Origin of the sequence: Paramicrobacterium salitolerans (assembly GCF_051513965.1) — a bacterium.
In the GTDB taxonomy this organism is placed as follows: Bacteria; Actinomycetota; Actinomycetes; order Actinomycetales; family Microbacteriaceae; genus Paramicrobacterium.
Genome location: NZ_CP195847.1, coordinates 161534 through 174484 on the forward strand (window position 1 = coordinate 161534; position 12951 = coordinate 174484).

At 67.7% G+C, this 12951-nt stretch carries 11 protein-coding genes; 5 read left to right on the plus strand and 6 right to left on the minus strand.

Annotation, left to right across the window (positions count from 1 at the left end; genetic code table 11):
- Positions 1-56: 56 nt before the first annotated feature.
- Positions 57-1421, minus strand: coding sequence for an FAD-binding oxidoreductase (locus ACSAGD_RS00780; protein WP_437583798.1), 1365 nt, complete (start codon positions 1419-1421; stop codon positions 57-59).
- Positions 1422-1530: 109 nt separating this feature from the next.
- Here ACSAGD_RS00780 and ACSAGD_RS00785 point away from each other — a divergent pair, with 109 nt between their 5' ends.
- Entirely contained in the window at positions 1531-2550 is a 1020-nt protein-coding gene (locus tag ACSAGD_RS00785) for a DNA-3-methyladenine glycosylase family protein (RefSeq protein ID WP_437583800.1), read from the plus strand.
- Here the strand turns inward: ACSAGD_RS00785 and ACSAGD_RS00790 are convergent.
- A complete protein-coding gene (locus tag ACSAGD_RS00790) occupies positions 2547-2855 on the minus strand; it encodes a YrhK family protein (RefSeq protein WP_437583802.1) in 309 nt (102 codons plus the stop codon). The two genes, ACSAGD_RS00785 and ACSAGD_RS00790, sit on opposite strands and share 4 nt — an antisense overlap.
- Positions 2856-3015: 160 nt before the next feature.
- Between ACSAGD_RS00790 and ACSAGD_RS00795 the strand changes: the two genes are divergently transcribed.
- Together ACSAGD_RS00795 and ACSAGD_RS00800 are read left to right on the plus strand one after the other, a co-directional pair.
- Positions 3016-4587, plus strand: a complete 1572-nt coding sequence (locus ACSAGD_RS00795) for a DUF222 domain-containing protein (RefSeq protein ID WP_437583803.1) — start codon at positions 3016-3018, stop codon at positions 4585-4587.
- Positions 4588-4732: 145 nt separating this feature from the next.
- A complete protein-coding gene (locus tag ACSAGD_RS00800; protein ID WP_437583804.1) occupies positions 4733-5932 on the plus strand; it encodes an MFS transporter in 1200 nt (399 codons plus the stop codon).
- A 6-nt stretch (positions 5933-5938) separates the two neighbouring features.
- Here ACSAGD_RS00800 and ACSAGD_RS00805 read toward each other — a convergent pair whose 3' ends face one another.
- The gene (locus ACSAGD_RS00805; protein ID WP_437583806.1) at positions 5939-6844 is read right to left on the minus strand and encodes a GAP family protein; all 906 of its coding nucleotides are present in this window, start codon (positions 6842-6844) and stop codon (positions 5939-5941) included.
- A 129-nt stretch (positions 6845-6973) separates the two neighbouring features.
- Between ACSAGD_RS00805 and ACSAGD_RS00810 the strand changes: the two genes are divergently transcribed.
- Together ACSAGD_RS00810 and ACSAGD_RS00815 are read left to right on the plus strand one after the other, a co-directional pair.
- The gene (locus tag ACSAGD_RS00810) at positions 6974-8242 is read left to right on the plus strand and encodes a sensor histidine kinase (protein WP_437583807.1); all 1269 of its coding nucleotides are present in this window, start codon (positions 6974-6976) and stop codon (positions 8240-8242) included.
- Positions 8239-8997, plus strand: coding sequence for a response regulator (locus tag ACSAGD_RS00815; RefSeq protein WP_437583808.1), 759 nt, complete (start codon positions 8239-8241; stop codon positions 8995-8997). Before ACSAGD_RS00810 ends, ACSAGD_RS00815 begins: the two co-directional genes overlap by 4 nt.
- A gap of 10 nt (positions 8998-9007) precedes the next feature.
- On the opposite strand, the gene ACSAGD_RS00820 is transcribed toward ACSAGD_RS00815, so the two are convergent.
- Genes ACSAGD_RS00820 through ACSAGD_RS00830 form a run of 3 tightly spaced genes read right to left on the minus strand, consistent with a single transcriptional unit; the run spans position 9008 to position 12897 of the window.
- The gene (locus tag ACSAGD_RS00820) at positions 9008-9928 is read right to left on the minus strand and encodes a cation diffusion facilitator family transporter (protein ID WP_437583809.1); all 921 of its coding nucleotides are present in this window, start codon (positions 9926-9928) and stop codon (positions 9008-9010) included.
- 59 nt (positions 9929-9987) lie between these two features.
- Positions 9988-10923, minus strand: coding sequence for an N-acetylglucosamine kinase (locus tag ACSAGD_RS00825; protein ID WP_437583810.1), 936 nt, complete (start codon positions 10921-10923; stop codon positions 9988-9990).
- 48 nt (positions 10924-10971) lie between these two features.
- Positions 10972-12897, minus strand: coding sequence for a DUF5107 domain-containing protein (locus ACSAGD_RS00830; protein WP_437583811.1), 1926 nt, complete (start codon positions 12895-12897; stop codon positions 10972-10974).
- Between the last annotated feature and the right edge of the window lie 54 nt (positions 12898-12951).

Sequence of the window (12951 nt, forward strand, 5' to 3'; positions counted from 1 at the left end):
GCAGGAGATGCACGACAGCACCTCGACTGTCGCGAGCGACACCGAGCGGCAGTGCGTCAGCGGAGGCCCACGATGCGTCCATTCGGGTTCGTCTGGGCGCGGATCGCACGCAGTCGCTCGGCGTTCTCGGCGCTCCACGCCCGTGCGGTCACCTCGTCGATCGGCACGTCAGCGAGGAAGTTCACGGGCGTCTGAGGTGCGGCCCACTGCTCGGCCTCGGCGAGGAACGGCGCGAGTGACGAGTCATACAGCTCGTCCTGCGCCGTCGGGGAGATTCCGAGAGCGCTGAACAGGTAGGTGCCGTCGCGCCCGTCTGCCGCAGTGTCAGGTACGGGGCGCTCTGTGCCGATGTGACGAAGCTCGACGACGGTGAGCGGCGTCTCGCCATCGGCACCGAACGATCCGATGAAGCTCTCGAGAAAGGCGTCATCGAACGTTCGCAGCAGGTGCGCCGATGACCACGCGTGCATGGGAGACGGGTCCTCTGGGTCGTTGTGGATGCGGCCCGTCTCCGTCAACGGCATCGGGCCGATGTCGTCCGCCATCGCGGGCGCCGCCTCTCGCAGCGGAGCGACGATGGCCTCCGCATCCTCGGCCGCATTCGGAACGGCGACCCGGACGCTCAGCACGGTCGCGCCGCGCATGGATGCAGGAATCTGCTCGACATCCGGAAAGCGGATGACGGCGACGGAGCTCGTCACGGTGTCGGGTACGTCGCGACTCCAGCGCGACCATGCTCGGAGGACATCGGCGATGTGCTCCGCGCTGAACGTGAGGCTTCCGGCATACAGCGAGGGAATCTCGGCGAGCTCGATCGTCACCTGGGTCACCACTCCGAACCCCGATTTTCCTCCTCGAAGTGCCCAGAACAGCTCAGAATTCTCGGTGTCGGATGCCGTCACGAGCTCGCCCGCTCCGGTGACGAGCCGCACGCTTCGCACCCAGTCAGACCCGAAGCCATGGCTCCGCGCGAGCGGGCCGAGGCCGCCGCCGAGCAGAAACCCGACGACGCCCACCGCAGGGGCGGACCCCGTGATCGGCGCGAGGTCGTAGGGCGCGGCCGCATCGGCGACCGTGCGCCAGCGCAGACCGGCCCCGACCGTGGCGGTGCGGCTGGCCGGGTCCACGTGGAGGTGATCGAGGCGGCGCGTCGTGATGAGCATCCCCCTGTCGATGTGGTCGTGAGTTCCGTGGCCCGTCGACTGGACGTGGACCGGAAGATCGTGCGCGATGGCGAAGCGCACGGCTTCGACGACGTCGGATTCCGTCGCTGCTCCGACCGCGATGTCGGGGGAGTGCGAAAGAAAGAGGAACTGGCCGCGAGCTTCGTCAGCCAGGCGTGGGTCGTCCGCGAGAAGGACGGGACCCGTGACACGGTCCGCGAGATTGGCGGCATCCTGATGCGTGAATGGGATGGTCATGGGGGAGAGCGTATGCCCGGGCACTGACATTGGCGAGGAACGCTCAGGAACTGCGAAGCTCCCCGGGGCGCTGAGCTTCGATGTCAGCGGCATCGCATAGTGTGCGTGCATGACGTTCGTTCAGGAGGATGCCGAGTCGCCGGTCGAAGCCGCGTCAGTGTCATTGCGCACCGTGGCAGAGGCATTGGGGGATGCTCCCGAGCCAGATCGCTGTGGCGATGACGACTGCGTCACGACGGTCTATCGGCCCAGGCATCCTCTTGACGTGCGCGAAGTGCTCTCGCCTCTCGCGCGCGGGGGTGACGGGCCGAGTTTCCGACGAACCGCGAACGGTGCGTGGCTGACCTTCCGCACTCCGGAGGGACCTGCGACCCTGCGAATCGCACAGCACGGTGATGAGGCGCACGCGAGCGCGTGGGGTGCGGGTGCGTCATGGGCGATCGAGGGTGTACCCGAGCTTCTCGGGGCCGGCGATGACTGGTCCACGCTCGATGTCGCGTCGAGTCCGCTGCTGACGGAGGTTCGTCGTCGCAACCCCGGTATCCGGCTGAGTAGAAACCGGCGGGTCTTCGAGATGCTCGTGCCGTCCATCATCGAGCAGAAGGTGACATGCACCGAAGCATGGCGGTCATGGCGCCTGCTTGTGCGCAGGCATGGGGACGTCGCGCCGGGGCCAGCGCCCGAGGGGATGTGGGTTGCGCCGGATGCCGAGGCGTGGCGACGCATTCCGAGCTGGGAGTGGCACGCGGTCGGCATCGGACCTCAGCGGTCTGAGGCAATTGTGCGAGCCAGCCGCGTCGCCGATGCGATCGATCGCACAGCGGCAGAGTCGGCTTCGACGGCATCCGCTCGCCTTCGGAGTCTTCCGGGGATCGGCGTCTGGACGGCTGCGGAGGTCACTGCTCGGTCCCACGGCGACGCAGACGCGGTGAGCGTCGGCGACTACTCTCTCGCCTCGACCGTCGGCTGCGCGCTCGTGGGTGAGCCCGTCGATGATGATGGGATGCTCGAACTGCTCGCGCCGTGGGCAGGGCAGCGCCAGAGGGTGCTGCGGCTCATCGCGCTGAGCGGCATCCGCAAACCGCGCCGAGGTCCTCGCATCACGCGGCAGGACCACCGCTGGCACTAGTAATCGTTCGCAGCGACGGCGGAGTCGTCAGCGGGATGAAAGCGGCGCAGGTGGACGTGTCGGGCGAGCCGAATGACCGGTCGGATGAGCATCTCGACACTGCCGACGACGAAGAGCCAGGTGGCGGCGGTCGCTGTCGCCTCTGAGAAGAAGAGGCAACTGCCGACGAGAAACCAAAGCCCGATCAGCACGTCGTTGCTGATGCTGAGTGCCTCGTAGCGTTTTCGAATCACGAGCTCTTCGCGGCCGAGGTGCAGAACCAGCACGCCGCTTCTGCTGCGCGCGTCTTCTGATGCGTCAGACATCGTGTCTCCTTTCACAAGGCCGTCGCTCCCACGCTACGCGTGTTGGGGCTGCTGCCCGTGGTGGGGTGCTTTGTCGTCCACAGGGGTGTGGATTCGGAAGTTATCCACAATCAGGACTTTCGTTGTCTTCAGTGTCGGTGGTGGGTGGCAGAGTTGGGGCATGGTGTTTCTGGAGGAGCGATCGGCCGAGCGGTCGGTGGAGGCAGTCGGCGCGCACGCGTCTGCCTCCGCGGACGCACTGCGCGCGGTGCTTCCTCGATCGGCCGCGGGTGCCTCTGATGATCAGCTGTTGGGTGCCGTTGCCGCGGTCGCCGAGCTGGGGCGGGTTCAGCAGGCAGCGTTGAGTGTTCTCGCTTCCGAAGTGGCGTTTCGGTCTGTGAAGATGGAAGGGTCCGAGACACTGGCCACCAGAAACGGTCAGAGGGATGCCGCGGGGCTGCTGCAGTTCATCGGCCGTATGTCCCGGTCCATGGCGAAGCGCGCCCTTGAGGTGGGCGACGCAGTGGCCGTGCGGAACGCGCCGTCGGGCGCTCCGTTGGCGCCGCGATGGGAACACATCGCTGAGGCAGTGCTCGCCGGAGACGTGGATGCTGAAGCGGTCGCTCCTGTCGTCGCAGCGCTGGAGGAAGTACGGCATCGGGCGGACCCGACTCTGTTGGATGCCGCCGAGGAGGGGATGATGCGTATTGCCGCGCAGTCGTCCCCGGAGCGGACTCGTGAGCAGCTGCGGGTGTGGCGCGAGGCCTTGGACCCCGACGGGTCGAGGCCTCGGGAGGAGGCGCAGCGCCAGGCGAGGTACTTCCGAGTCGGGCGCGAGGGTCGAGATGGCATGACTCCGATTCGGGGACTGCTTACTCCCGACGCGGCGGCGACCTTGAAAGCGGCGTTGTCCACTCACACGAACCCGCGCACCACCGTCGCTTTCGCTGGTGACGATGGCAGCAACGAGGCCGGTGTTGGTCGGCGCGAGCTCGATCCACGGTCTCGGGAGCAGAAGCTCCATGATGTGCTGGATGGCCTGGTCACCGCCGGGCATCGGGCAACCACGACGGGGCGGAATGGGAGCCGCCGCACGAAGACGGATGTGATCCTCACGGTGACACTCGATGATCTGCGTGAAGGCCGTGGTATCGGCTGGGTCAACGGGATGAATGAGCCAGTCGGTCCGGTCACCGCGGAACGCATCATGTGTGATGAGGGTTTCCGGACACTTGTTCTCGGCGATGAGGGCGAGGCGCTCTGGCTCGGAACGAAACAGCGGGTGTTCACACCGCAGCAGAAACTCGCCATCGCCGCGCGGGATGAGACCTGCGCGTGGGTCGACTGTGACGCTCCCGCTGACTGGTGCGAAGTTCACCATGTGACCTACTACCGCGATGGCGGGCCCACCGATATCGATAACGGCATCCTGCTCTGTTCTGCGCACCACCACATGCTCCACGCACAGAACTGGAGCATTCAGATGTGTGAAGGCGTTCCGTACTTGTATCCACCGGCGTTTCTGAACCGGACGGGCGAGCCGATCCGCCTCGGGGGCAACCGGGCGAACGCGGCGAGAAGACGACGCTTTCGGCGTCAACAGCAGCGCCTACAGCAGGATTCAGCCGCTCTGAGATCTACAGGCCATGGCAATCGGGCGGTAACCGAGACGTCAGCGTCACCCACCGTGACGGAACGTCAGCCGCCGGCACGCCACGATCCGTCAAACGAGAAATGGCCGCGCGCAGGATGAGAGAGTGCACCGCCGCACGACGGCGATGCTTCGCGCGGTTCTCTGCTTAGCTTTCTGTGCGGTTCTCTTCCTTGCTTTCTGTGCAGTTCCCTCTGCGGTTCTCCGGACTGCGGCATCCGCTCAGAAATCTGAGATTCTAGACAGTGTGAGTTCTGACTCTGCCGCACAACCCGCCAAGCCTCGACTGGGTCGTGACGTCTATGTCCTCGGCGTCGTCGCCTTCTTCGTCATGGTGGGCTTTGGCGTCGTCGTGCCCGTGCTTCCTGTCTTCGTCCGCAGCTTTGACGTCGGCTATCTCGAAGTCGGCGCCGTCGTCTCCGCCTTCGCACTCATGCGTCTCGTTGCAAGTCCCTTCTGCGGATGGCTCATCAAACGTGGCGGGGAACGAACGATCCTCGCGATCGGAATCGGCATCGTCGCGGTCTCGAGCGCACTCGTCGGTCTCGCTCAGAGCTACGTCGCCGTCCTCGTCCTTCGAGGAGCAGGTGGCATCGGCTCCGCGATGTTCTCCGTGTCGGCGATGACGCTTCTGCTCGGGTCGACTCCGCTGTCCCTCCGCGGACGTGCGGTCGGCTTCTACCAAGGTGGGTTCCTCATCGGTGGAATGGCGGGGCCGGCGCTCGGCGGAGTTCTCGCCCTGATCTCCCTTCGCGCACCGTTCTTCTTCTATGCCGGCACCCTCGCTGTCGCGGGGCTCGTCGGTCTCTTCATGCTGCACCGCACGGAGAACACCGACACCGGGTCATCCGCGGTCGTGAAGCCGTTCCGCGAGGTGGTCCGCGACGTGCGCTATCAAGCCGCCTGTCTCGCGAACTTCACGCAGGGGTGGGCCGGCCTCGGTGTGAGAAGTGCACTTGTGCCCGTCCTCGTCGTCGAGGTTCTCCACCACGACCCCGCGTGGACCGGAATCGCGTTCGCCATCGCGGCCGTCGTACAGACGCTGATGCTCGCTCCCGCCGGCACGTTCGTTGACAAGGTCGGGCGGCGGCCGGCCATCATCGGCGCCTACGCCCTCGGCGCCGGTGCTCTTGTCATCATGCCGTTCGTCGGAGAGCTCTGGCAGCTCGTCGTTCTGCTCGCGCTCTACGGGGTCGCGTCCGCGTTCACTGGAACGGCACCCGCAGCCTCCGTTGGAGACGCCGCCGGCGCCCGAAGCGGCACACCGGTCGCCGTCTTCTCGATGTTCTCCGACCTCGGGGCGATCGTGGGACCGCTTGTCGCGGGCATCCTCGCCGACTCGATCTCGTACGGTGCCGCATTCGGGGTGGCCGCGGCGCTGCTGCTCGCGGCATCCCTGTACGCCATTCGGATGCCGCGAGGCTTTCGCCCCACAACGGCCGCCTGAGATGCTCTAGGTCAGGCGGTTCAGGAATTCGAAGAGGCCCAGCGTGTTCGCGGCATCCCGTGCAATCAGAAAGCCGACGATTCCCACGATCCACGCGGTCGAACTCGCGGCGTTCTTGGTGATCCAGTCGTTGATGCGCTGCAGCAGCGGTTCGATTCTCCTGCGAGCGACGATGCGCGCGGCAAGGAGAAGCAGCGCTGGCAGAACCATCACGAGGCAATACGCGATGATCAGTCCGCCCGTGCCTGGCCAGCCCGTTCCGGACGCCGAGATCAGACCGATTCCGGCGAGATACGGCAGCATCGTCGCAACTTCGATGAGCGCGGCCGTGAGGGCGAGCGTCATCAGCGGAGCGAAGGCAGCGGCTGAGGAGGACGCGGACGGGTCAGGGGCGGGCTGCTCCGGGGAACGGAGGGACGGCGCCAGAGTCGAGTTCGAGTTCGCCGATACGTGTGCGGCGCGCTGGGGCGCAGCATCCGCCACCCCCATCGCCCGCGCACGCCACCGCGCAAGGCGGCCGGCTTTCGGTGATTCGCCGTCCTTCGGTTTGCCGGTGTCCATGGTGAAGCTGATGATCAGCATCGCCGCCCCGAGGATCAGCTGCAGCCACCGCGCGAACGGCGACGCGAAGAACGCCCCGATCGCGTCCGTGAAGAACGTTGCTCCGAGAGCGATCATGATGCCGACCGCGGCGTAGAACACGACGATCGTCGCGAGGTACACGAGCATCCGACCCGCACGAACGCGCCCGGGTGCCAGCAGCAGCCACACCGGAATGAGGAGGGTTCCGAAACTCGTCGAGTCGATCAGCGCGAGAACGGCCAGCACGCCGAACAGCGCGGGCCCCTGGACAGCGTTCGGATCGAGAAACGACAGATCGAGACCATCGGCGAAGGCGAGTGTGACATGCATACCGTCATCGTCTCCAGGCGGGGCATCGGCTCGCGTCGGGCGAACGAGTGATTGTCATCGGATGCCGCGCCACCGCGTACATCCTTCGAGGGACGCCCGTGTCGCCTCCGTGTGCTGAAATGGGGCGTGATGACCGTCTTCTCGAACCAGATCGACCGTGCTGCCGCCTGGTCACGTGACCGGCCGCTGCTCACGCACGCTTTCGGCTCCATCGCACTCGCGGTCGTGTGCGTTCTGTTGCTCGTGGTCGGCGACGTCGGATTTGTGACGGGCAGTGAGGTGTCGCGCTGGGTGTTCCTCGCCCCGATCGCGTTGGCGACGCTAGCCAGCCTGCACCGTGTGCGAGCGCCCGGCGCTGCCTTCGCTCTGAGCCTCGGGGCAGTGGCGCTCGACCTCCTGCTGGGCGGCTCGAGTGCGGTCATCCTGTACGTCGTCGACGGATTCTACTCCGCCTCGTGCTACGGCGGGCTCCGGCTGAGACGCATCGCGAACGCGCTCGCCGTGGTGGGGATGCTTCTCTCCGCGGTCGGCCTGTCATTGCCGGACGGCGACGTGCGGGGCATGGTCTTCGGTGCGCTTCAGGGCATCGCGATCTTCGGCACGCCCGTGTGGTGGGGCGCAAATGTTCGGCAGCGCAATGAGATCGCGGCACTCGGCGAGCAGAGGCTCGAGCTTGAGCGGGCACGCACGCGAGACGCCCAGCGCATCGCAGAGCTGCAGCGTGACGACGCGGTGCGCAGTGAACGGGCGCACATGGCGAGCGAGCTGCACGATGTCGTCGCGTCGCGCCTCTCCGCCATTGCGATCGGGTCGGCGGCGGCTCTCGGAATTCCGGATGCCGACTCAGCGACCGACCCCGAGCGAGCGCGGAAGCTCACGGCACAGCGCCGCGAGGTGCTCGAGACCGTGCGGGAGTCGAGTGTCTCCGCCCTTGACGATATGCGCTCGCTCATCACTGTGCTGCGCGCGGGCGACGTGGGGCCGCACGACGCCGCGGCGATCGACGTGTCGCTCGACGGCATCCGGTCGCTGGACCGTGCCGCATCGGGCATCCATCTCGACCTCGAACTGCCCGATCCGGAGGCCTACGCGCGGTTGGGAGAGCCGCTGCGGCAGGCGGTCGCTCGCATCGCCGGTGAGATCGTTGCGAACGCCGTCAAACACGCACACGGATGCCGCCTCGAGCTGCGCCTCGACCTCGGCACGAATCTGCGGCTGACGGGCCGCAGCACGCGAGGGGAGGCCTCGGAGCATTCCGTGCCGAGCGCAGGAATCGGAATCCGCGTCATGCGCGAACGTGCGGAAGCGTTCGGCGGGACGCTCGTCGCTGGTCCGGACGGAGACGGCTGGGTGGTCGACGTGACGATTCCCGGCGTCGTCGAGGAGGAGACGACATGACCCGAGTGGTTCTGGCTGACGATCACGCGGCGATCCGCGTCGGATTGCGAACGATGCTCGAGAACGGCGGCATCGACGTCGTCGGTGAAGCGGGCGACGGAGACGAGGCGATCGCTCTCGCCCGTCGGCTCCGACCCGACGTCGTGCTCATGGACATCAGGATGCCCGGTCGCGACGGCATCAGTGCGACCCGGCAGATCGTCGGTGACGCGCTCGCCGACGTGCTCGTGCTGACGACGTTCGACCTCGACGAGCTCGTCTTCGACGCGATGCGCGCGGGCGCGGCCGGGTTTCTGCTCAAGACGGTCGAGCCCGCAGACCTGACGGCCGCGATCCGTCACGTCGCGGCCGGGGACGGAGTGCTCGCGCCGCAGGTGACGCGCCGCCTGCTCGAAGCGTTTGCGGCATCGCCGGCGCACGGGACGGATGCCGCGTCAACGACGAACGTGAGCGGGCCGGGGCCGGGCGACGGCAGCGTCGTTCGGAGCGGAGGCGACGTTCGTGCTCAGAACGCACGCGCTGCGTGCACCAGCGACCCGGCACGTCCGCACGAACCGGACGGACTCGCGGAGCTCACGCCGCGCGAACGAGACGTCCTCGCGGCACTCGGCCGCGGCCTGTCGAACCAGCAGCTCGCCGCCGAACTCTACATCTCCGAGGCCACCGCGAAGACGCACGTCTCGCGTGTGCTCCACAAACTCGGCTGCACCTCACGCATGCAGGCGGCGATCGTCGCACGCGAGGCGGGGATTTAGCGGCGCAGAGCTAGCGCGTCGCGGCATCCCCTCGATACACGTCCGGCTCGAAGTAGATGACGCGTGCGGCTGGCACGGCCTCACGAACGCGCCGCTCGATCGTGTTGATCTCCGACGCGACGGCCGCCAGCGGTGCGTCCTGCGGAAACCCGAGCTTCGCCGCGACGAGCAGCTCGTCCGGCCCGAGATACAGCGTCTTGATGTGGATGAGCGTCACATCGCTCTCGTCGATCGCGCCGACGATGCGCGAGTGGTCTTCCGGCGTCGCCCCCTCGCCGACGAGCAGACTCTTCGTCTCGACGCCGAGCACGATCGCCACCACGACGAGCAGCGTCCCGATGAACAGCGTTCCGATCGCGTCGAACACGGGGTTTCCGGTCAGCACCGTGAGCCCCACACCGATGAATGCGAACACGAGGCCCAGCAGCGCGGCGACGTCTTCGAGCAGAACGACCGGCAGTTCCGGCGCTTTCGCGCGACGCACGAACTGCACCCACGAGCTGCGTCCGCGCACCGCATTCGACTCCTTCATCGCGGTGCGGAGTGAGAAGCTCTCCATCACGATCGCGATGACCAGCACGAGCAGCGGCAGCCACCACATCGTCAGCTCGTGCGGGTGCCGCAGCTTCTCGATGCCCTCGTAGATCGAGAAGACGCCGCCGACCGAGAAGAGGATGATCGCGACGACGAAGGCATAGACGTAGCGTTCGCGACCGTAACCGAAAGGATGCTCGCGGTCGGCGTGCTTGCGCGCCATGCGCCCGCCGAGCAGAAGCAGCAGCTGGTTTCCGGAGTCGGCGAGCGAGTGGACACCCTCGGCGAGCATCGACGACGAGCCGGAGAACGCCCACGCGATGAACTTGGTCACGGCGATGCCGAGGTTGGCGGCGAACGCCGCGATGATGGCTTTGTTACCGCCGGATGCGCTCACGGTCTCCTCCTCATGGGTCGCTCGATTCTACTGGGGGCGCGCGACGAAGGGTTCGCGGGTCAGGCGGTCGCGATGCGGGAGTGGAGAGGGTGCTCGCAAGCGACATCGAGCAGGGCGTCGACCCCGTCGATGGGCTCGTCGTGCAGGGGGTCTTCCACGGCGCCGCCGAGGCCGTGCTCGTGCAGTGCCTCCTCCAGACGCGCGCGGAAGTACGTGGATTTTGTCGGCAGCGACCCCACCGCGCTGACGCGAGTCTCGGTGCCCTCGGCCCAGCCCGCACGAACCAGAGCGGAGTGCGCCGAGTGAGCGAGTTCGGATGCTGCCTCGCGGACGATCTCGGCGGCGACGGCATCGCCCGACTGCGCTGCCTCGACGGTCGTGCGGCAGAACGAGGCGATGCGGGACACCCGCCGCGGGTCCGCCTGGAGCGCCATGTAGAGCTCGTCGAGCGGACCGAAGTCCCGCTCTGCGGCATCCATGAGCACTGTCTCGGCGCCGCGGCCGTCGAACGCGCGCATCACGGCGTCAAGCCCGGCCCGGCCGACCCAGTACCCGCTGCCCGCATCGCCGATGAGGCTGCCCCAGCCGTCCACCTTCGCGACACCGGACTCCGTGACCGCGAGCACGACGACGCCGGTGCCGACCGCGAGCATCACTCCGGACTCGGTTCCGTTGGCCGCGAGGTACCCGCTGATCGAGTCGTGTGCCACCGCGACGCGCGTGACCCCGAGGGAGGCGACGCCGTCACGCAGTGTCTCCGGCTTCGTCGCTGCGGGAGTGAGCCCCGAGACGCCGACGGCGACCTGGTCGATCGTGGCGCTGTGCTCAGCGGCGAAAGTGCGTACGTGTTCGGCGATCTGCTCCAGCACCGGGCGGTCGGTCAGCACGCCGGGAGCGGATGCCGTCAGCGTGCGGCCGCGCTCGAGCGTGCCGCGCAGCCGGATTCCGGACTGTCCGCCGTCGACGCTCAACCGCGTGAAGTGTGAGGAAGTCATGTCTGGAGCCACCAGGCAATGCTAGCTTGCTCCCCGGAGCCGCTCGACTCAGACCTTCATGCGGAAATCGTACTGCTCGGGCAGCGGCTCATCGGGGAAGATCTTTCGCCAGAGATCCGAGACGGCCTCGTCGCCCTCACGGAGGTTCGCGACCTCGATGCCCTCGCGCAGCAGCTGCGCCGCCTCCTCGTCGCGTCCGAGCCGGTGGAGCGCCGTCGCGCGCAGAAACCGGAGGCGTCCGAGCGCGGCGACGTCGTCCTCGACGGCATCCAGCACCCGTAGGGCACCGACCGGGTCGCCACCCTCGAGAAGCGCGCTCGCCCCCTCGATCGCGAGCGCTCGCTGCGCACCGGGAAGCGCGTGTCCGACGGCCGCGAGATAGTCGCCGGCCGCCTGTGCGATGCGCCCGGTCTCGGCGCGGAGCCGTGCGCGGCCGCGTAGCGCCGGCATGTTCGGGGCGAGGGCGAAGGATGCCGCGTAGAACGCTCCCGCCCGCTCGAGGTCGCCGCGCGCGTGCGCCATCGTGCCGAGCTGCACCGCCGTATGCCACGTGCGGGGCGCGGTTTCGAGCAGCCGCTCCCAGGCATCGCCGCGCACGTACGACCCGACGATCTCGCGCCGACTCGGCAGCGGGAGCGCACCGGTGTCGAGAAGCTCGAGCCACGGCTGAACGTCATCGGTGACGACGTCGAAGGGGGTTCCGGATGCCGCGAGGTCGGCCTCGCCCGCCCGCTCACGTCGCTTCTGCTCAAGGTGACCCCAGCCGGTTCCGCGAACGACGAGCTCGCCGGGCGTCGCGTCTGCCCTGCCGCGGGCACCCTCGAGCGTCGCCGCCATCGTCGCCTCGGGCCACAGCTCCTCGACGCGGTCCGCGGCATGAGCGGCATCCGCCTCGGCCGTGGTCAGCCCCGCAGGCGTGGTGCCTGTGTGGGCCGCCAACCCGATGTTGCCGTAGGCCTCCACCCAGTCCCAGCTCTCGCCCGCCAGCCGCAGGTGCTCGAACTGTGTGCGCGCCAAGCCCGCTTGAATCTCCGCATAGTGTCTGCCGTCCGGGGTGAGCCAGCGTTGCCAGCGGTGGCCTCCCGCGCCCTCGCCCCAGCAGAACAGCTTGCGGCCGCGCAGTCGATCGGTCGAGAGCAGCGTGAGACCGTCGCCGTTCTCGTCCGCGGCCGCGACCCACGGGCGGGCACCCGGTACGGGATCGAAGAAGTAGTCGGCCGCGTACGGAGCCTGTGCCGGGGCGAGCATCTCGGGAGTGACCTCCACCGTGGCGATCGCCCCGTCGTACCCGGTCGCAACGCTCGAGGTGCTCGGCGTCACGACGCGCGTGTGCTCCGTCTGCGGAACCGCCGCATTCGTCCACCAGTACATCGGCACGTCCCGGTCTGCCGTGTTGCGGATGCGCACGTACGCGAACAGCACGTGCGAGCCCTCCGGAAGCCAGAGGTCGATCTGAAAGACCGTGTCGCGCAGCCGATCGAACTCCCACATGCGCAGCACAGGGCCGGTGGGTGTCTGCACCACCGCGGTGTGCAGCGGGCTTGCCGTCGAGGGGGAGTGGCCGCGTGTGCCGATGTTCCACTCGATGCCGCCCGCGAACCACGCGTCGCGCAGAGCGAGGTTGGCATACTGCACGGCGGAGTTCACGTGCAGCAGCTCAACGTCACGGTCGAGGTCGCGCAGCGACCACACGCGTCCGCCGAGCTCCGGGAGCACGGTCGCACGCAGGTGCTCGTTCTCGAGAATCGCCGCGGTGAACGTTCGAGGCGAGGTCTCGCGCCCGTAGGCATCCTGCATCGTGTGCGGAAAGAGATTGCGCACACCGCCGAAGCCCATTCCCGCGGCGATCTCCTCGGGCAGCGCGCCCGAAACCGCATACGGCGGCTCCGAGGTGTCGGCGACGGTCGCGAGCGGATTCGCCTCTCCGAGATCGGCGGCGGGCAGCGTGACGTCTTCGACTCGGATGTCAGTCATGGCGGCATCCTCCCTGATGCGGCATCGCGTGATGCGTTCCCTCGATCGTAGCCG